Source organism: Paenibacillus sp. WG02, assembly GCF_055396115.1.
In genome coordinates this window covers 5597744-5616670 of record NZ_AP036016.1, presented here as the reverse complement: position 1 = coordinate 5616670, position 18927 = coordinate 5597744, and the positions used below count along the sequence as shown (strand labels likewise).

Below are 18927 nucleotides of genomic sequence, written 5' to 3'. Positions count from 1 at the left end.
AACAGGCAATGAGGGAAGGAATGCTGAGACCTATTTTTTCATACTCGATAAAGGATGTGTTGATCATGTTAAAAAGAAAATTTCGGCTACTAGTGTGCTTTCTCCTATTGGCAAGTGTATGGCTAACAGGCTTGCCCATTGGTGAACAGGGAACCGTTCCGAAAGCGGAGGCAGCAGCCTCCCTAATAACCAAGAACGGAACGAGTTGGACGCTGGAAAACGATGTCCTGCGAGCTGTAGTTTCATTTGCCAATGGCAGTATTCAGATGACAAGCTTTTACAATAAAGAAGCGGGCAAGGAATATTTGACCGGAAGCGGCAGCAGCTATCTGTTTTATTATAATTATGGAGGCAGCGACCTCTATGCGAATGACGGCGGCTGGACGCTGGGTACGGATGCAATAACCAATATTTTCAAATTCGGTACGACTTGGGGAAAATCATTGGAAATCCCGATCACAAGAGTGTCTCCGCAAAATGTCACCATCACACTCAAATTTGAAATGTATAACGATAGAGCCGGTTTAAAGTATTCAAATTTCATCAAAAATAATTCGACATCGAATAAAACCATTACTAATTCGGATATCATTGCGTTGAATTTTCCAAATGACGCCCATACCCTGCACTATGTGCCTAATATGACATGGTATAGTACTTCAGGATCGCTGGCGCCAAATGCGGGACGCAACGCAGTGGTGAATTATGATACAGGCGATGGATGGATCATTCAGCCCGAAATGAATTGGAAAACACAGGACGCCACAGACAGGCTGCCATTTGCGAGTATTAATGCTTGGAGCGGAATTCCTAACGTTAAAGTGTCCACAAACACGGGATCGCTTCAACTGGTCCTATTTCCTAATGAACAATTTGAGTATATTCCAGTCAACTTGACTGTTTTCAAAGGAGATGCACTGGATGGCAAAATGGCTATGGAAGAGCATTTCAGAAAAAGATTTAAATATCACGACACGGAATCGATCTTTCTGACCAATGATTGGGATTGGCAGGGCAATCGCAATGACGCTTATTACCGGAATACGGTCGTTCCTAAAGCCGCTCAGGCTGGTCTGGATATGGTGATGATCGACGATTTGTGGAATACTACAAGAGATACGACCACACCGGTAAGCGGCTTCACTACCAACCTGCAATCGTTAAGTGATTATATTGTATCCCAAGGCATGAAATTCGGGTTGTGGTTCAGCATGACAGGCGATAACCATAATTTGGGCAGGGATTTGGCTGATCCCGCGAATATCGAATTTAAAAGAAGCCAGGTGGAAGATTACATGATTCCACAATACAATTTGTCACACCAAATGATAGATTTGACGGAATTCTGGCCTAATACATCAGCAACCTCCACTTCGCATCCGAGCGACAGCGTATACCGCAAGAACGTTCTGGTCAGGAACTATCTGAACGATCTAACTTCGCGCCATCCTGATTTTATTGGGAAGCTGACTAGCGAAGTGGATATTTACCCGACGCAGGGGGATCGGAATGTAGGACTCCTTCACATGGCGGACAATGGATTCGTGTCGTCCAAAGGCGACGTTGATAAAAGCATGAAGATCGGTATGTACAGCTTCGGTTATTTGCCGATGAGCTCTGTCTATTACGGCGGCGCGCCTACAGGGAAGATGGAGGATTACTATTCCTATATGTTGGCTAGAGCCATTAAGTTCAAAACCGATCCAGGAACCTGGAGTACGACTGGCATAAATTCGCTTAAAAAGTTCAATGATTGGAGAAAAAGTCCTAGAATTCAAGCCTTAACGAAGGAGACGATTAGACCGCTGTACGCAGGACCGAATTTCGATACTTCGGGACCGTATGCATGGATGTATACGCCGGCGGATAAGAGTAATGCGTTGGTCATCGTTACGGCTGCCAGCGAAGTGACGCCAGCTAACGAATTGACACTCAATTTGAGATGGCTCGACAATAACAAAACCTATCTGGTTGAAGATATCACGATGGACGACAGCGGGACTTCCTCTTATTCGTATAAAGGGAGATATACCGGAGCGGAGCTGAAGTCAACTGGACTCTCCGTGAATCTGACGGAGAACACGTCCAAAGGCAAAGCTTTCTGGATCCAAGAAGACAATGGCTCGAGTATGCAGGTTGTGTATGCCGATGAGCAAATCGCTTCCTTCACGACAAGTGCCGGTTCTTCAAGCATAACTGTGAATGTAACTGGGACGGCTAATTCAACCGGTCAAATTGTTGTCTTCGACAGGACGGCATACAAAGCATTCGTCAGCCAGGTATCGATAGGTGCAGGAGGAACGGGCAGTGCAACCATTGATTCCGGCATTAAATTCGAAGCGGAAAGCCTTGTGACTTCCGTGTCGACCGGGGACAATCATGTCATAGGCACGGATACAGCTGCAAGCAACGGATCTTTAGATTATGCCAATCTTAACGCCGTAGGCGACTGGGTGGACTATACGGTTAATGTGCCAAGCGCTGGAACGTATAACGTGAAAGTTCAGGTTAAGAAGCATCCGGACAGGGGAACAGCGCAATTGTATATTGACGGCTCTCCGCAAGGAGTCCCTATTGACGAATACGCAAGTTCTCAGGGATATACGGAACTGGATCTGGGACAAATTGCTTTCACGTCGGCAGGCAGCAAAACATTTAGATTTCAGATCACAGGAAAGCATGCAAGCAGCGGGTGCTTATACGCTGGCTACTGATTTTATAAGGTTGACGTATAAATCGCCAGATATCCTGCTGCCGCCAGCAGTGCCTGAACTGGTTAAGTATGAAGCTGAAAACTTGGCAGCAGCTATTTCGTCAGGAGATACGATAGCAAGTGCATCGGATTCGAGTGCAAGCAATGGAGGATTAAGCTACGGGAATGTTAACGCTATTGGAGACTGGGTACAGTATACGTTGAACGTCCCGTCTTCTGGAACCTATAACGTTAAAGTACAGGTTAAGAAACATCCTAATCGAGGTATGGCCCAACTGTATATTGACGGAGTTGCGCAGGGTACTGCCATTGATGAATATCAAAGCGCACAGGGTTATGTGCAGGTCGATTTGGGCAATGTAACGTTCGCTGCTCCCGGAAACAAGCAATTCAAGTTTCAAGTGACGGGAAAAAATGCAAGCAGCGGTGCATACACGCTGGCTACCGATTATATAGCTCTAACGCGGCAGCCTATTCTTTATGAAGCTGAAAGTCTGACAACTACCGTATCTGTCGGAGACACAAGCGTAAATTCTGCAGATGCTGCGGCGAGCGGCGGATCGCTCAGCTATGGCAATTTTAATGCCGTAGGCGATTGGATTCAATATACGGTAAATGTTCCGACTGCTGGAACTTATATCGTAAGCTCAAGAGTCAAAAAGCATCCCGATAGAGGAACTGCTCAATTGTATATTGACGGTATCGCTCAAGGGAATCCCGTTGATCAGTGTCAGAGCAGCGCGAGCTATACGACAGTAAGCTTTGGTGAAGTGACCTTTGCCTCACCTGGCAACAAACAATTTAAACTACAAATTACGGGCAAGGATCTGAGCAGTAATTCGTACACACTGGCCAATGACACCATTTATCTTACAAAGATAAATTGATAGATTTGTTTTAGCTACCGCCTTACGACTAACCGTCGTAAGGCGTTTTTTTTACCACTTAAGAAAGTATAAGTTTTCGGTTCTTGAAAACCAACTTCTTATGTGGTCACCCATCGTTGAATATCCTTGATAAAGGTTTTCTCATTGATGGAGTTTTACTGATGAGCCAAGCTAACCATTCCCTAACCGTAAACCGCTCAAACGTCCATAACGTGTCGTTTCGCCAAAATAGCCGCTCCTTCTGCAAGTAGCCAAACAATTGATGTTCACCCACCATTGAACATATTCTTTAGTATCTACCTGCCCACGCACTCAACTTCCTGCTATACACTCTGATAACGGAGCACATCTCATTCCCTATTATAGTATAGGCAAGGCGCATCTTTAGTTCTTTTAACTGTATCCCAAACTCAACGCGGCACCTGGCAGCACCAGATTTTAGCGGATCAGAGGAGACTGTCGATTGAATCACTACTGGTATTCATAACTCCAAAATGCGATTTTAGAGTCATTCAGCTTTCGTGATGGCAGATGGGCTATAGTGGTTACCAATGTTGTATTTTCTGCAACAATTCACACGCCAAAAGGCTATTTTGCATCTTGAAGTTGCATATCGTACAACAATTTGAGCACATTTGTTGCTAAATGCTCTATATTGGGCCAAATTGTTGTACATTATGCAACATCGAAGGGAAATAGGCGAGATTTAGGCAGCAATTGTTGCATTTTTTACAACATCATTCTACCGCGTTTAGGGATTCATTCATCCAGCAACCTCAAGAGAGCCTAAATGTAGATGATGTAGATGATACCGATATATGACATCATTATGTAGAACAAAATTTGACGAATAAATAGACGGTCTCCATCCATCGTGATAATCACTGAAATAGCGGCACCTCGTTCCGTGTGATCCTCAGTTTAGCAGCATATATGTCCGAAAATCGCTCCACAGTAGATGGTGCTTATTTTTGTGCTTTAAAATCGCTATATATGACGTCATATAAATATATTAACACCTTTAATAAGGACGAATAATGATATTTATGTGAAATTTAAAATATATATTGTGCATTATATAACCTTATGATACATTTATGACATACTAAATAACGAATTGGAGGATGGAGATGCGAGTTGGAATTAGTGGTACAGGTAGAATCGGGAGGCTTTGTTTGAGAAAAGCATTGGCCGAGAAACAGCAGGAGTTTGACATCAACGTGATCAACTCAACAAGCCCCATTCATGTATTAGCCCATTTGTTGAAATATGATTCGGTTCATGGCACATGGGACGCGAAAATCGATGTTTTAAATGACAACTTAATGAGGGTTAACGGAAAGCTGATTTCCGTCATTTGTGAAAGAGAGCCGGATTTATTGCCGTGGGAGGATTATGGCGTTGAATTGGTTGTGGATGCAACCGGAAAGTTCAATCATCGGCATGGTGCTGAACGACACTTATTTGCAGGAGCCAAGAAGGTTTTGATTACAGCACCAGGGACGAACATAGACCTCACAGTTGTCATGGGTGTGAATGAAGAGAAATATGATCCGAAGCAGCATCGCTTGGTATCTGCAGCTTCCTGTACAACCAACTGTATCGCACCAGTTCTACATATCCTAGATGAAGCTTTTTCTGTTAAACAGGGTTGGATGACAACGGTGCATGCTTTTACGAATGATCAAAATCATATGGATAACCCGCACAAAGATCTTCGACGTGCCCGGGCATGCACGAATTCAATTATTCCGACTTCGACTGGCGTGGGCAAAGCACTTATCGATGTGATTCCTCATCTGGCATCCCAAATTCAAGGCGTCTCCGTTCGCGTGCCGACACAAGATGTTTCTCTGTTAGATCTTCAAGTGGTGGTCGGCCGTAAGGTTAGCGTTGATGATGTGAAGTTCGCCATCAAGAAGGCGATTGCCGGGCGAATTGGAACCTTTGTTGACTACAATGAATTGCCGCTAGTTTCTGCGGATTATATAGGTAATGAGAAATCTGCCATCATTGACGGTCTTAGCGTTATGACGCACGAAAACCAAATCAAGCTGCTGGCTTGGTATGACAACGAATGGGGTTACACAAACCGAGTCATTGATCTAGTTGCTCATATGTCACGTGCTGAAAGCACACAACAAAAGGGGGAAACGAAATGTCTAACACAAACCATGTAACATTGGCGGCGATCCATCGGTATGATCTTGGTGTTATCATTTGTAAATCATGCAATGAAGTGATTGCAACGTTACCTACGGACGGATACAAGAAATTTTATAGCTTGTGCAATTCTAACATCTGTATCGATAAAAATAAGGAGGCTAGCAAATAATGATTCAGAAACAAGTGGTACCCTTTCAGGAGGGAAATGCTTCAATGAAAGCTTTACTGGGAGGAAAGGGGGCTAATCTCGCTGAGATGACACGTGCCGGCCTTCCTGTACCACCAGGTTTCACCATTACGACTGAGGCCTGCTTAGCTTTTTTTAAGGTGGGTAATCGGATCTCTGAAGGACTGCTTGAACAAATTGCAGAAGCTCTCAAGCAGCTAGAGAAACAGAAGGGTCAAACGTTCGGGGACGCCAACAATCCGCTTCTTGTTTCTGTACGTTCCGGTTCAGTGTCCTCGATGCCCGGCATGATGGATACCATTTTGAATCTAGGCCTCAACGACTTAACGGTTCAAGGATTGGCAGCACTTACGAACAATGAAAAGTTCGCTTACGATTGCTACCGTCGCTTGATGCAGATGTTTGGCAACGTGGTGCTTGGCATTGAAGGCTACCATTTCGAGCAGCTGCTGCACCGTTTGAAAGAGAAAGAGGGCGTACAGCAAGATCAGGATGTTACAGCTGACGGTTGGAAGAGTCTTATCGAAGATTATAAAGCGTGCATCCTGGCTAAAACAGGCCAAGCTTTTCCACAGCATGTCTACGAGCAGTTGCGACTGGCTGTCGAGGCTGTATTCAAGTCATGGAATAATCAAAGAGCCCAAATTTACCGCAAAATAAATCGAATTCCTGATGAGCAAGGGACAGCCGTTAACATTCAGAGCATGGTATTTGGCAATATGGGCAGCAGCTGCGGCACAGGCGTTGTCTTTACGAGGAACCCATCCACGGGTGAGAATACATTTTTCGGTGAATACCTGATTAATGCACAAGGGGAAGATGTGGTTGCCGGTATCCGAACACCGCTGGCGATTGCCGCGCTTAAAAGCGAAATGTCCCTGATTTATGAGCAATTGTTTGCGGCATCCAAGCAGTTAGAGAAGCATTACAAGGATATGCAGGATATCGAGTTTACGGTTGAAAATAATAAGCTTTACCTGCTGCAAACTCGAAACGGGAAACGAAACGCCCAAGCTGCACTTAAGATTGCCGTCGATTTGGTCCATGAAGATTTACTGACTAAGCAGGAAGCCGTTGAGCGCATCGAGGTGTCGCATCTTGATCAACTGCTGCATAGAGGCATCGATGAAGAGGCTGTCAAGGATGTGTTGGCCAAAGGACTTCCTGCTTCGCCGGGCGCCGCGGTTGGACAGCTTGTGTTTGACGCAGACACAGCTGCAGAATGGAGCCGTGCCGGCAAGACGGTCATTCTAGCAAGAAACGAAACAACACCCGAAGATATTCATGGCGTGATCGCATCGGAAGGTGTGCTCACGAGCCGCGGAGGGATGACGAGCCATGCCGCTGTTGTGGCACGGGGCATGGGGAAACCTTGCGTATGCGGCTGTGAAGAAGTCCGAATTGTGCTTGATGAGAAGCGGATGATGGCGGGAAGCAGGGTCGTAAAAGAAGGAGATTGGATTACACTAGATGGCGCAAGCGGTCGCGTCATTGTCGGCGCTATGCCTTTACATGAAGCCAGAATGACGGATGAACTTCTCGTAATGCTGAAGTGGGCGGATGAAATTCGATCGCTGAAAGTATTCGCCAATGCGGATAATCCGCAAGATGCGAGAGTCGCGAGACAGTTAGGAGCCGAAGGAATCGGGCTATGCCGAACAGAGCATATGTTTTTCTCGCCAACTCGTCTGCCTGTTGTTCAACGAATGATCCTGGCGGATGACAAAGAGGATCGCTTGCAGGCTCTTGCCCAATTGCTTCCCATGCAGAAGTCAGATTTTGAAGGCATGTTTGAGGAAATGGATGGTCTACCGGTAACGATTCGGTTGCTGGATCCGCCTTTGCATGAGTTTTTACCCAACCTCGAGGATCTGCAAAAAAGGCATTCGGAACTGACTTATGGTCATGCTGGGTCAGACTTAGAAAGAGAAGAGATCGCTCACCTTCTCCGCAAAGTGCAAGCTCTCCATGAGGCTAACCCTATGCTAGGACAACGGGGCTGCAGGCTGGGAATTGTCTATCCGGAGATTTATGATATGCAGATAGAGGCCATCTTCCGAGCGGCTTCAGGTTGTATCGACAGAGGTATCCGAGTTCTTCCGGAAATTATGATTCCGCTCGTGGGCCATGCCAATGAGCTGAAAATTTTGAGGGAGCTTGTTGATTTTGTTGCGGAACAAGTGTTGGGGAAAGACAAACTTCGGGATTGTCCGTACAAGGTCGGGACCATGATCGAGGTTCCGCGAGCGGCTCTGACAGCGCGTCAGATTGTGGCTTATGCCGATTTCTTCTCTTTTGGCACCAATGACTTGACGCAAATGACATATGGCTACAGCCGTGACGATGCGGAAGGCAAGTTTTTAACCCATTATGTCGATCAGAAGCTCCTTCCTCATAATCCGTTTCAAGTGCTTGACACGGAAGGCGTCGGACAATTGATTGACTTAGCCGTGAACGCAGGGAGGCTCGTTAAGCCGGCACTCAAAACGGGCATATGCGGGGAACATGGCGGAGATAAAGAGTCGATTTTCTTTTGCCACTTGACTGGATTGGATTATGTTAGCTGTTCCCCGTACCGAATTCCTTTGGCTCGAATAGCTGCGGCACAAGCGTTCATTATGCATGGGGTTCCAGGTGAACAAAAGGTTGCCCAAGCCATATGAACCAGCGAGAAAATCGGTTAAAATGGGGATGAACATGAAAGTTCGGGGAGGGAAATACGATAGAACTTACATCCCGTCAAATGGAAATCATAGAACGTGTAAAAAAACATGCTCCGATTACCGGAGAAAACTTAGCAGAAATGCTAGGAATCGCTCGGCCTACCATTCGTTCCGACCTAGCTCTTCTTGTTATGCTTGGTTATTTGGATGCGAAGCCTAAGGTTGGTTATTTTCTCGGCAAAACGCTGGAGCGTGAGGAATCATCCTACAAAAAGCTGGATGGCATTTATGTGAAAGATGTTATGGGTTTACCCGTCGTACTTCAAGAAACAGCTACGGTGAATGATGCCGTAGTCTCTCTGTTTCTGGAGAATGTAGGTACGCTGATGATTGTAAGCAGTAATCGGGCATTAGTTGGTATTGTCTCTAGAAAAGATTTGTTAAAGGTAACCTTAGGCAATGCGGGTGCGCCTTCTATGCCGATTAGTCTTGTAATGACGAGACAACCGAACATTGTTACCGTAAGCCCAGAGGACCACGTCATTGATGCTGCGCGAAAAATGATGCATCATCAGGTTGACAGCCTGCCCGTTGTGAGTATGGAACCCGAACAAGACCAGGTTGGCGTTATAGGACGTATAACAAAAACAACCATGACCAAATTATTGTTGGAACTAGCTGCGATTTAGGAGGTATTCACGGGTGGAGGAGAAAGTCCATACGATATTCGTTTGCTCGGACTCGGTTGGGGAAACAGCAAACACGGTTGTTCAAGCGACAATTCGTCAGTTTAACGCAAGTCAAGTTCATGTAAGGCGGTTTGGAACGATGCGTACGGAGGAAGAGATCCGAAGTATGATGGAGGAAGCTTCCCGACTTGGCAGCTTTGTTGTGTATACGCTCGTTCTTCCGGAATTAAGAGAGATGATGCGTCAAGAAGCGATTCGCTTAAACGTGACAAGCATAGACATCCTAGGTCCTGTTATGCAAGCTTTCATAGATACTTTTAATGATTCTCCCAAAAGGAAAGCAGGGCTGCTGCACCAAATGGACGAAGAATATTATAAGCGGGTCGAAGCGATCGAGTTTGCTGTTAAAAGCGATGACGGTAAAGACACAAGCGCTCTAAAACAAGCTCATATTGTTCTGTTGGGCGTTTCAAGGACGTCGAAAACACCGCTAAGTATTTATTTGGCGCATAAAGGGTATAAAGTTGCTAATTATCCTTTAGTGCCGGAAGTAAAGCCGCCGCAGGGGTTGTTTACGCTTAACAAAAGCAAATTGATCGGATTGACGATGAGCGCTGAGCAGCTTGTGAAGATCCGTACGGAACGGCTGAAAGCAGTTGGGCTGCCATTTGGCGCTAAATATTCAGCATTAGAAAGAGTGGCGGAAGAGCTGGAGTACGCCTTCGGATTGTATAAGCAGCTTGGGTGTACCGTGATTGATGTCACCGAAAAAGCCATTGAGGAAACGGCAGGTATCATTCTGGACGCCATGTAAACGCGATTACTTGGTTTTAAATAGCATGACTTAAACGATGACGAACTTTAGAAGCGATTCTAGAGGCTCGTTTTTTTTTCTATTTCAGGCCGTTTGGCCGCCGCTTCAAGCCGTTTAGACTGATCGGTTTTTCAATTTCCGCATAGTTGTCATCGATATCTGAACGAATCGAATTCAGGAGATGAAGAGCATGGCTTCTTTCGTCGTACTCAGGAATCAATTGGATCAATTCTTCTAATCGTTTTAATCTCGTTTCTGTTACAAATCTCATGAGTGAAGCTCCTCTGCATAAATCCTGTATCCTACAATATTCGTCAATGACTGCTCATATCGGTCTATACGTTTCCGAGGTTTTATCCCTTTATCAATATTACTGATAGATCACATAAGATCATTCTAATTGACCAATTTCGACATACATGATAGTTTCAAGAGAGTGAAAATAATGCGAAAAATGTATAATAGGAATTACTATCATTGCAGGCTATGAGAGGTGGATATTCTTGGTACTTCAAGTAACAAACAGTCCTTTTAATCAAGAACAAGTAGAATTGCTTAATCGATTACTTCCTACATTAACGGAAACACAACGAATCTGGCTGAACGGGTATCTCGCGGCAATTCAGGGGTCAGCGATCGTGACGACTTCGAGTGCAGTGCCTGTGGCTCCCTTAGCGACTTTGGCGGCGAATGCGCCGGTAATCTCTAAAGAGGTGACCGTACTATTCGGATCACAGACGGGTAAATCTCAAGGTTTAGCGAAGAAAATATCCAAAAAGCTGGAAGAGCAAGGTTTTCAGGTGACGCTCTCTTCGATGGCCGACTTCAAACCTAATAACTTGAAAAAGATTCAAAATTTGCTTGTTCTAGTGAGTACTCACGGAGAAGGAGATCCACCGGATAATGCCATTTCCTTCCATGAATTCCTTCATAGCAAGAGAGCTCCTAAACTAGAGGATTTGCGGTTTTCCGTGCTTTCACTTGGAGATACTTCCTACGAGCTTTTCTGTCAAACAGGTAAGGATTTCGACAAGCGTCTGGAAGAGCTGGGCGGCAAGCGCCTTGCGCCGCGCGTCGACTGCGACGTGGATTTCGATGAGCCTGCTGCCGAGTGGATGAGTTCCGTGTTAGGCGCTTTAAGTGAAGCTTCCGCGATCTCGATTGTTGGAAGCGGCGCCGGAGCGGCAGTGGAAAGCGGTACTGAATCCGAATATTCGAGAACAAATCCGTTCCAAGCCGAGGTTCTTGAGAATTTGAATCTAAATGGCCGTGGATCAGACCGTGAAACCCGCCACATCGAGATCTCCTTGGAGGGATCCAATCTTCAATATGAACCGGGTGACTGTTTAGGGATCTATCCGGAGAACCACCCGCGTCTTGTGGATGAATTGATCGAAGCCATGGGATGGAAAGCGGAAGAACTCGTTACTATTAATAAAAATGGCGAGAAGCGTACATTGCGCGAGGCACTGCTTCGTAATTATGAAATTACTGTGCTGACGAAGCCTTTTCTGGAGCAAGCGGCAAAGCTGAATGCAAGCAATGGGCTGCAAGAGCTGTTAGTTGCAGGACGCGAGCAAGATCTTAAATCTTATCTCAGTGGACGAGATTTATTGGATCTCGTGCAGGATTACTCCTTTAAGGGAGTATCCGCGGGCGAATTCGTATCGATCCTTCGGAAAATGCCTGCTCGACTGTACTCGATCGCAAGCAGTTCCAAAGCTTTCCCGGATGAGGTTCACGTTACCGTCCGTACTGTGCGTTACGAGGCCCGGGGAAGAGAACGTTACGGCGTGTGCTCCGTGCAGCTCGCTGAGCGAATCAAGTCTGGCGAAACGCTGCCAGTGTACATTCAAAACAACCCGAATTTCAAGCTACCCGAGAACCCGGAAACGCCTATCATTATGATTGGACCTGGCACGGGCGTCGCTCCGTTCAGAGCCTTTCTTGGAGAAAGAGAAGAGACTGGTGCAGAAGGCAAATCATGGCTCTTCTATGGGGATCAGCATTTCTCCACAGATTTCCTTTACCAGATTGAATGGCAGAAATGGCTTAAAGATGGCGTGTTGACGCGCATGGATGTTGCGTTCTCCCGTGACACCGACCAGAAAGTATACGTGCAGCATAGGATGCTTGAGAAGAGCGCCGAGCTCTATAAATGGCTTCAAGAAGGGGCAAGCGTGTACGTATGTGGGGACGAAAAGAAAATGGCACACGACGTTCATGCGACCCTGGCAACAATTATTGAGCAAGAGGGCGGATTCAGCTCGGAGGAAGCAGCGGAGTATTTGACCCGTATGCAACAGCAAAAACGTTATCAGAGGGATGTTTACTAAGTTCAAATCCCAAAGATCGCGAGAGGAGAAAGGCCAAAATGTCAGAAAACTACTTACTTTCAAAGAACAGTGCACCGCATAGCGAAGTCGAGCACATTAAAATGAGAACCAATTACTTGCGCGGGAGTCTCGAAGAGACGCTGATAGACGCAATTACGGGGTCCATCCCTGAGGATGATAACCGTTTGATGAAGTTTCACGGAAGCTATATGCAGGATGACAGGGATCTGCGCAATGAGCGGCAAAAGCAGAAGCTGGAGCCGGCTTATCAATTCATGCTGCGTGTGCGTGCCGCTGGCGGAATCGTTACACCAGAGCAATGGTTGATGATGGACCAGGTCGCACAGAAGTATGCGAACGGAACAATCCGTTTGACGACGCGTCAATCTTTCCAGCTTCACGGTGTGCTGAAGTGGAATTTGAAGAAAACGATCCGTGAAGTGAATGATTCGTTGTTAAGCACATTAGCCGCGTGCGGTGACGTTAACCGTAACGTCATGTGTAATCCGAATCCTTACCAGTCAGATGTTCATGCTGAAGTGTACGAATGGGCAAGCCGCGTAAGCAACCATCTGGATCCACAGACCAAAGCCTATCACGAGATCTGGCTTGACGGCGAAAAAGTAGTGGACAGCCAAGATGGTGTTGAGCAAGAGCCGATCTATGGAAAGGTTTATTTGCCGCGTAAGTTCAAAATCGGTATTGCAGTACCGCCTTCCAATGATGTAGACGTCTTCTCGCAAGATCTGGGTTTCATTGCCATTGTTGAAGATGGTCGTCTGAAGGGCTTCAATGTATCCGTTGGCGGCGGCATGGGGATGACTCATGGCGATCCGTTGACTTACCCGCAAGTGGCCCAAGTGATTGGATTCATCACGCCGGATCAAATTATTGATTTGGCAGAGAAGACAGTGACGATTCAACGGGATTATGGTGATCGCTCCGTGCGGAAGCATGCTCGTTTTAAATATACGATTGATGACCGCGGCATCGATTGGTTCGTTGATGAACTAACCGCTCGTCTAGGCTGGAAGCTCGAAGCGGCGCGTCCTTACCATTTTGATCATAACGGAGATCGCTATGGCTGGGTGAAGGGAAGCAACGGCAAATGGCATTTCAACTTGTTTATCCAAAACGGCCGTGTGAAAGACGAGGATAACTACTTGTTGATGACCGGACTGCGTGAAATTGCCAAAGTGCATAACGGGGACTTCAGACTTACGGCGAATCAGAATCTGGTGATCGGTAATGTGAGCACGCAGAAGAAGAAAAAGATCGAAGAGCTGATCAAGGAATACGGTCTTACGGATGGGCTTCAGTACTCCGCATTGCGCAGAAGCTCTATGGCCTGCGTATCTCTGCCGACTTGCGGTATGGCGATGGCTGAAGCGGAGCGTTACCTTCCCGACTTAATGGATAAAATCGAGCCGATGTTGGAAGAAGCCGGGCTGAGTGACAAAGAGATCGTCATTCGCATGACCGGTTGTCCGAACGGATGCGCCCGTCCAATGTTAGCGGAAATCGCGTTCATTGGTAAGGCACCGGGCAAATACAACATGTATTTGGGCGGCGGGCATTCTGGAAACCGACTGAACAAGCTGTATAAGGAAAACATCGGTGAAGTGGAGATCCTGGAGTCGCTGCGACCGATTGTTAATCAATATGCGAAGGAACGGCAAGAAAATGAACATTTCGGCGATTTTGTCATTCGCGCAGGTTATGTCAAAGAAGTTCGTTCCGGCCAAGACTTTCATTCGTAAAATTTGGTTAACGGATATAGAAAGAAGTGCGTACTTAGACGCACTTCTTTTTTTTATTTATTATAAATATTCCTTGACGGGAATATTCCGTATGGGGTATATTAGTTATAGAAGTTAAGGTAGCTAGCTAACGAAACGAGGTGGCCCTGACTTGACTAAAGCAGGAACTGGAAAACATCATCATGGATAATACAACATTTATCGCACTGGCCGAACCCAACCGTTTACGAATTGTTGAGCTTCTGTTAGAAGGTCCCTTGACTGTAGGGGATATCGCCGATGGTCTTGGGCTTCGCCAGCCTCAAGCCTCGAAGCATCTACGTGTTCTGCTGGATGCCGGACTAGTCGAAGTGCAGGCGGTCGCTAATCGCCGAAACTACAAGCTTCGATTGGAACCGTTCCAAGAACTGGACACTTGGCTTGAAACCTATCGCAGTATCTGGGATGAACGTTTTGAAGCTCTGGAAAATTACCTTAAGAAGCTGCGAAACAAAGAAAACAAACAAAACTAAAATGTAGGAGGAATTTCAATGTCAAACAAAATGATTACTAAGGTAGAGGGACAGGAACTAATTTTGGAGCGTGTTTTTAACGCGCCGCGCGAGCTTGTATTCAAAGCATTTTCAGAGGCTGAACATCTAAAGCATTGGTGGGGACCTCGTGGCTGGACGCTTACAGTTTGCAACGTCGATTTTCGTCCGGGCGGTATCTGGCATTACTGCATGAAGTGTATCGATCAGAACCAAGGGGATTATTACGGATACGAATCTTGGGGCAAAGCAGTCTATGGGGAAATCGTTGAGGCGGAGAAAATCGTTTACGTTGATTACTTCTCGGATGCCGAGGGGAATGAAACGGCGGGCATGCCATCGTCTCAGATAACGATGATGTTCGTAGAGCATGAAGGCAAGACGAAGCTTGTCAGCCGCGCACGATACGAATCTGCCGAAGCGCTCAAAACCGTCATGGAGATGGGAATGGAGCAAGGAATTACTGAAACTTGGGATCGTCTGGAAGAGCATCTGCAAGCCATTCAATAATTCTTATCACAAGGCCGTCCGACTTAGAGTCGGCGGCTTATTTTTTTTGGGTTTGCGGTTTTTTTTTGAAGAAATAGAGATTAGAAAGGCAAGTTGTACAGTGTACAACAATTTCCATGATTTCTTCTTGGAAAGCAAAGAATATTTTATGTTATACAACAATTTATCTCTTCCTGCTACTTTAGCGATGATTTTCATCGCTACACTTACTCGTACGCGCTCATATGCGACCTTAACGATGAAAATCATCATCTCAGCATGCACTTCAACAAATTTGGCACTCTTCTTGCGACTGTAGCGATGTTTTTCATCGTTACACTTACTCGTAAGCGCTCATACGCAACTTTAGCGATGAAAATTATCATCTCGGTTTGCACTTTAACCAATTAGGTGCTCTTCCTGAAATAATTCAGCCTTTATATAGGCAATAGAGATACTTTGAACTGGCTATTTTTTACAATTTTCGCGTAAATAACGCAGTTTAACCTGCTTATTGTTGTATAAAATACAACTTTGTCGTACTATTCAACCATGTTCGATCTTGTTAGATATCTATCATCAACAAATGACATGAAGGTGCAAAATAACAGAAATATTATTAAATATTGAAATAATATTTCACAAATTTGTCATAAATTTTATCGACGCAATCATTACCTTTTTCTGCGTCCTGTTTTATAATAGGTGTACAAACCATTATTGAACAGAATTGGTGTGAATAAGTGAGATGGAACTACTATTATTAGAAAAAATCGAAGCATTACGCATTGAAATGATTGAAGAGGCGTATATACGCGGAAGTTTAACGCATGAGAAAGTAGTAGATCTTAGTCAAAAATTAGATGAATATATAGTTAACTTTCAAGAGTTAAAATGATATCACTTTCATAGAGAATGGACCAGAGGATATACAACTGTATATCCTCTTTTGTTATCTATTCAGGAAACCTATCCTGCCCTCTTGAGAACATCATGAACAGAATCCCAATTGAAAAAGCCACAAGCAGCAAAGGCGCAATCATAAGCAGAAAAAATTCCATCCTTATCACCCTTTCTTGGAGGGATTCCCTCGCACGTACTCAGCGTCGAATAGGAACAGTCGCATCAGTAGAACAAGTGATGGAACAAGCAAACATAGTCCTGCAAGGAAAACGACAATGAGAGAGATAGCCATCGCATCGTTCGTGAAATTTTGGTGAATGGTAATGAACGGATAAAGGATATACGGCAAGTGGGAGGCTCCATATCCGAAGAAGGCAAAGGCGAATTGCAGCATAACCAGTATGAATGCCCAACCAAAGCTTTTTCGTTTGTAGATCAGATAAACCGCTGCCAAGAAGCAGAATAACGAAGCAACGAACATCCAAGACAGATCAAGCATGGCCTGAAAATGCTCCGGATTGTGCCAGCGAATAGCGAAAAAAACAAATATACTGCATACGATTGTTGGCGGACTCCAGCCTAGTGCGTAGCCCCTGACGATTTCAAGTGCTTCATAATCCTGTGCTTTGTTGGCATAGTAGGAAAGAAACATCGCAGAAATATAAAGAACGCTAACTAGTGCGAGCAGCACGACTGACCAAGAATAGGAGCTTGTGAAGAGTTTGCCAAAGTGTAAAATAACCTTGCCTTTCTCCTCTGTCATATAACCACCCTCTGATATCGTAAGGACGGTTGACAAGGAAGCAGGAATGAGGAGGCCGGTTGCTCCATACAAAAATGTATACAAGTGGCTTTGTTTTTGCATTTGTCCATAAATACTAAAAGCATAGTAAGAGCCGCGTATCGCAAGTAGAACAATCGCAATGCTGCCGGGCACCAAAAGGGCTGTTCCAAAGTAATACGAGCTATCCGGAAAAAAGCCGACAATGCCGACGAAGAAGAAAACGAGGAAAACATTCGTTACTTCCCATACAGGGGATAGGTAGCGTTTGATGATGTTTTCAACCAGATGTTTTTTTCCCGTAGCGTAGGAGTAATAACTGAAAAAGCCTGCCCCGAAATCAATGGAAGCAACTATCAAATAGCCGTATAGAAATATCCATAGGACTGTAATGCCAATAACCTCGTACTTCACTTTGTAGGTCCCCCCTCAATACCTCTGCTCTTGAGTTCTTCTTGTACATCGCTGTTCGTGAACATTTTCCTTAGCACTTTGACCAAAGTGAAACCAATGGCTACATATAGGATGCAGAACAAAAGGAGCATCAGATCCACATGTGTGGAGGTGGTCGCTCCGCGGGCGGTCTTCATATAACCTCGAAGGATCCATGGCTGTCTCCCTACCTCAGCATAAATCCAACCTAATTCAATCCCCAAAATGGCAAGGGGGCCAGAAAGGACGATCAGCCTCAACAGCCAGCTTGGATATTGGACACTTTTCAATTTGTAAACCATCCAAACCGATAGCATTGAAAGTACCGTAAGGAAGATGCCGATCGAGACCATCGAATCAAAGTAATAATGAACAATTAGCGGGGGACGTTCATTAACAGGTGTTTCATTTAAGCCCTGAACGACGGAATTCGGGTTATCGTGAGCTAGAATGCTTAGGGCGTATGGGATTTTTAACCCGTATTTAATCTGATGATCTTCGGTTAAAATCCCGCCTAGAACAAGCGGCACTTGTTTTGCTGTCTCAAAATGCCATTCAGCGGCAGCCAGCTTCTCAGGTTGGTATATAGCCAGGAATTTCCCGGAAAGATCGCCAATCAGAGCCGTTGTTATAGAAAAAATAAGAGCAGCGACCATCGTTAGCTTGAGTGCTTTGCGATGATAGAGCGAGTCGCGCTTCTTAAGCAAAGCAGCGCCGGCAATCGCCGCAAGGACGAAGGCGCTTGTCATATAAGCCGAAGATAGCACATGAGCAACCTTCGTTGGGGTAGCGGGATTGAACATCGCTATAAGCGGTTCAATGTCAGTAATGGAGCCGTTATTTAGCTTAAAGCCCTGCGGGGTGTTCATGAACGCGTTAACGGTTGTAATAAAAAAAGCTGATGCGGAAGAACCGAGCATGACCGGAATACTTAGCAGGAAATGAGTGATGGGCTTACGGAAACGATCCCAAGTATATAGATAGATGCCTAAGAAGATAGCCTCAAAGAAAAAGGCGAAGGTTTCCATAAACAAAGGCAAAGCAATAGCTTGGCCGGCAACGCGCATAAAGCTCGGCCACAATAGGCTGAGCTGGAGACCTATCGCGGTTCCTGTGACAACACCAACAGCAACGGTTATAACGAAACCGCGTGCCCAGCGCCGAGCAAGAAGCAGGTAGTAAGGATCATTCCGCTTAATGCCGGACCATTCGGCGAATGCGATCATGATGGGAATTCCGACACCTACGGTGGCGAAGATAATATGGAAGGCGAATGTGAGCTCAGTGAGCATTCGGCTGTAAAGTACGGGATCATAAGCCATATGTGATGTACTCCTTTTCAGCTTGAAAATTGCTTGGGAAAGCAGTTAGTGTGAATTTGCGAACATCTGACGGAGCCAGGATAGAAGCATGAGAGTAGCAATGAGGATACAGAGCCATATTAACCGTTTTTCTTGCTTTTTGTACTTATCTATTTGATCACCTACTGTACAGGTAGAATGGATGTTTACTTCCTATTAGAATGCCAATATTATGAAATTTTACTCCACGTACTTGATTGCCAATCCGACATTTTT

The 18927-nt window shown here is 45.4% G+C and carries 16 protein-coding genes; 12 read left to right on the top strand and 4 right to left on the bottom strand.

The window, feature by feature from the left end; translation table 11 throughout:
- The first annotated feature begins 65 nt into the window (after nt 1–65).
- The 7 genes from ACBP55_RS25620 to ACBP55_RS25590 all read left to right on the top strand — a co-directional run bounded on the left by ACBP55_RS25620 (nt 66) and on the right by ACBP55_RS25590 (nt 10119).
- Entirely contained in the window at nt 66–2714 is a 2649-nt protein-coding gene (locus ACBP55_RS25620; RefSeq protein WP_464645702.1) for a GH36 C-terminal domain-containing protein, read from the top strand.
- On the top strand, nt 2680–3600 hold the full coding sequence (locus tag ACBP55_RS25615) for a carbohydrate-binding protein (protein ID WP_464645701.1): 921 nt from the start codon (nt 2680–2682) through the stop codon (nt 3598–3600). The genes ACBP55_RS25620 and ACBP55_RS25615 overlap by 35 nt, the downstream gene beginning before the upstream one ends.
- Before the next feature lie 1124 nt (nt 3601–4724).
- Nucleotides 4725–5780 carry a type I glyceraldehyde-3-phosphate dehydrogenase gene (gap, locus tag ACBP55_RS25610; RefSeq protein WP_464645700.1) on the top strand — a complete coding sequence of 352 codons (1056 nt, stop codon included), beginning with the start codon at nt 4725–4727 and terminating at the stop codon, nt 5778–5780.
- A complete protein-coding gene (locus ACBP55_RS25605; RefSeq protein ID WP_464645699.1) occupies nt 5759–5935 on the top strand; it encodes a hypothetical protein in 177 nt (58 codons plus the stop codon). Before gap ends, ACBP55_RS25605 begins: the two co-directional genes overlap by 22 nt.
- The gene (gene ppdK, locus ACBP55_RS25600) at nt 5935–8616 is read left to right on the top strand and encodes a pyruvate, phosphate dikinase (protein WP_464645698.1); all 2682 of its coding nucleotides are present in this window, start codon (nt 5935–5937) and stop codon (nt 8614–8616) included. The genes ACBP55_RS25605 and ppdK overlap by 1 nt, the downstream gene beginning before the upstream one ends.
- Before the next feature lie 80 nt (nt 8617–8696).
- A complete protein-coding gene (locus ACBP55_RS25595; protein WP_173187580.1) occupies nt 8697–9305 on the top strand; it encodes a helix-turn-helix transcriptional regulator in 609 nt (202 codons plus the stop codon).
- 13 nt (nt 9306–9318) lie between these two features.
- On the top strand, nt 9319–10119 hold the full coding sequence (locus ACBP55_RS25590; protein WP_171643224.1) for a pyruvate, water dikinase regulatory protein: 801 nt from the start codon (nt 9319–9321) through the stop codon (nt 10117–10119).
- A gap of 79 nt (nt 10120–10198) precedes the next feature.
- Here ACBP55_RS25590 and ACBP55_RS25585 read toward each other — a convergent pair whose 3' ends face one another.
- The gene (locus ACBP55_RS25585; protein WP_464645697.1) at nt 10199–10390 is read right to left on the bottom strand and encodes a hypothetical protein; all 192 of its coding nucleotides are present in this window, start codon (nt 10388–10390) and stop codon (nt 10199–10201) included.
- 232 nt (nt 10391–10622) lie between these two features.
- On the opposite strand from ACBP55_RS25585, the gene ACBP55_RS25580 reads away from it, so the two are divergent.
- The 5 genes from ACBP55_RS25580 (at nt 10623) to ACBP55_RS25560 (ending at nt 16132) form a co-directional block, all read left to right on the top strand.
- Entirely contained in the window at nt 10623–12455 is a 1833-nt protein-coding gene (locus ACBP55_RS25580) for an assimilatory sulfite reductase (NADPH) flavoprotein subunit (RefSeq protein WP_464645696.1), read from the top strand.
- Nucleotides 12456–12493: 38 nt separating this feature from the next.
- Entirely contained in the window at nt 12494–14215 is a 1722-nt protein-coding gene (gene cysI, locus ACBP55_RS25575) for an assimilatory sulfite reductase (NADPH) hemoprotein subunit (RefSeq protein ID WP_464645695.1), read from the top strand.
- Nucleotides 14216–14397: 182 nt separating this feature from the next.
- A complete protein-coding gene (locus ACBP55_RS25570) occupies nt 14398–14727 on the top strand; it encodes an ArsR/SmtB family transcription factor (RefSeq protein WP_029199067.1) in 330 nt (109 codons plus the stop codon).
- A gap of 18 nt (nt 14728–14745) precedes the next feature.
- Nucleotides 14746–15255 (top strand): SRPBCC domain-containing protein, encoded by a 510-nt coding sequence (locus tag ACBP55_RS25565; RefSeq protein ID WP_464645694.1) that lies wholly within the window; start codon nt 14746–14748, stop codon nt 15253–15255.
- Between the two features lie 727 nt (nt 15256–15982).
- Nucleotides 15983–16132: an aspartyl-phosphate phosphatase Spo0E family protein gene (locus ACBP55_RS25560; RefSeq protein WP_084160547.1), complete on the top strand. Its 150-nt coding sequence runs from the start codon at nt 15983–15985 to the stop codon at nt 16130–16132.
- Nucleotides 16133–16190: 58 nt separating this feature from the next.
- On the opposite strand, the gene cydS is transcribed toward ACBP55_RS25560, so the two are convergent.
- Genes cydS through ACBP55_RS25545 form a run of 3 tightly spaced genes read right to left on the bottom strand, consistent with a single transcriptional unit; the run spans nt 16191 to nt 18672 of the window.
- Nucleotides 16191–16295: a cytochrome bd oxidase small subunit CydS family protein gene (gene cydS, locus ACBP55_RS25555; RefSeq protein ID WP_414858833.1), complete on the bottom strand. Its 105-nt coding sequence runs from the start codon at nt 16293–16295 to the stop codon at nt 16191–16193.
- Nucleotides 16296–16300: 5 nt separating this feature from the next.
- Nucleotides 16301–17332, bottom strand: coding sequence for a cytochrome d ubiquinol oxidase subunit II (locus tag ACBP55_RS25550; protein WP_464645693.1), 1032 nt, complete (start codon nt 17330–17332; stop codon nt 16301–16303).
- On the bottom strand, nt 17329–18672 hold the full coding sequence (locus ACBP55_RS25545; RefSeq protein ID WP_464645692.1) for a cytochrome ubiquinol oxidase subunit I: 1344 nt from the start codon (nt 18670–18672) through the stop codon (nt 17329–17331). Before ACBP55_RS25545 ends, ACBP55_RS25550 begins: the two co-directional genes overlap by 4 nt.
- Between the last annotated feature and the right edge of the window lie 255 nt (nt 18673–18927).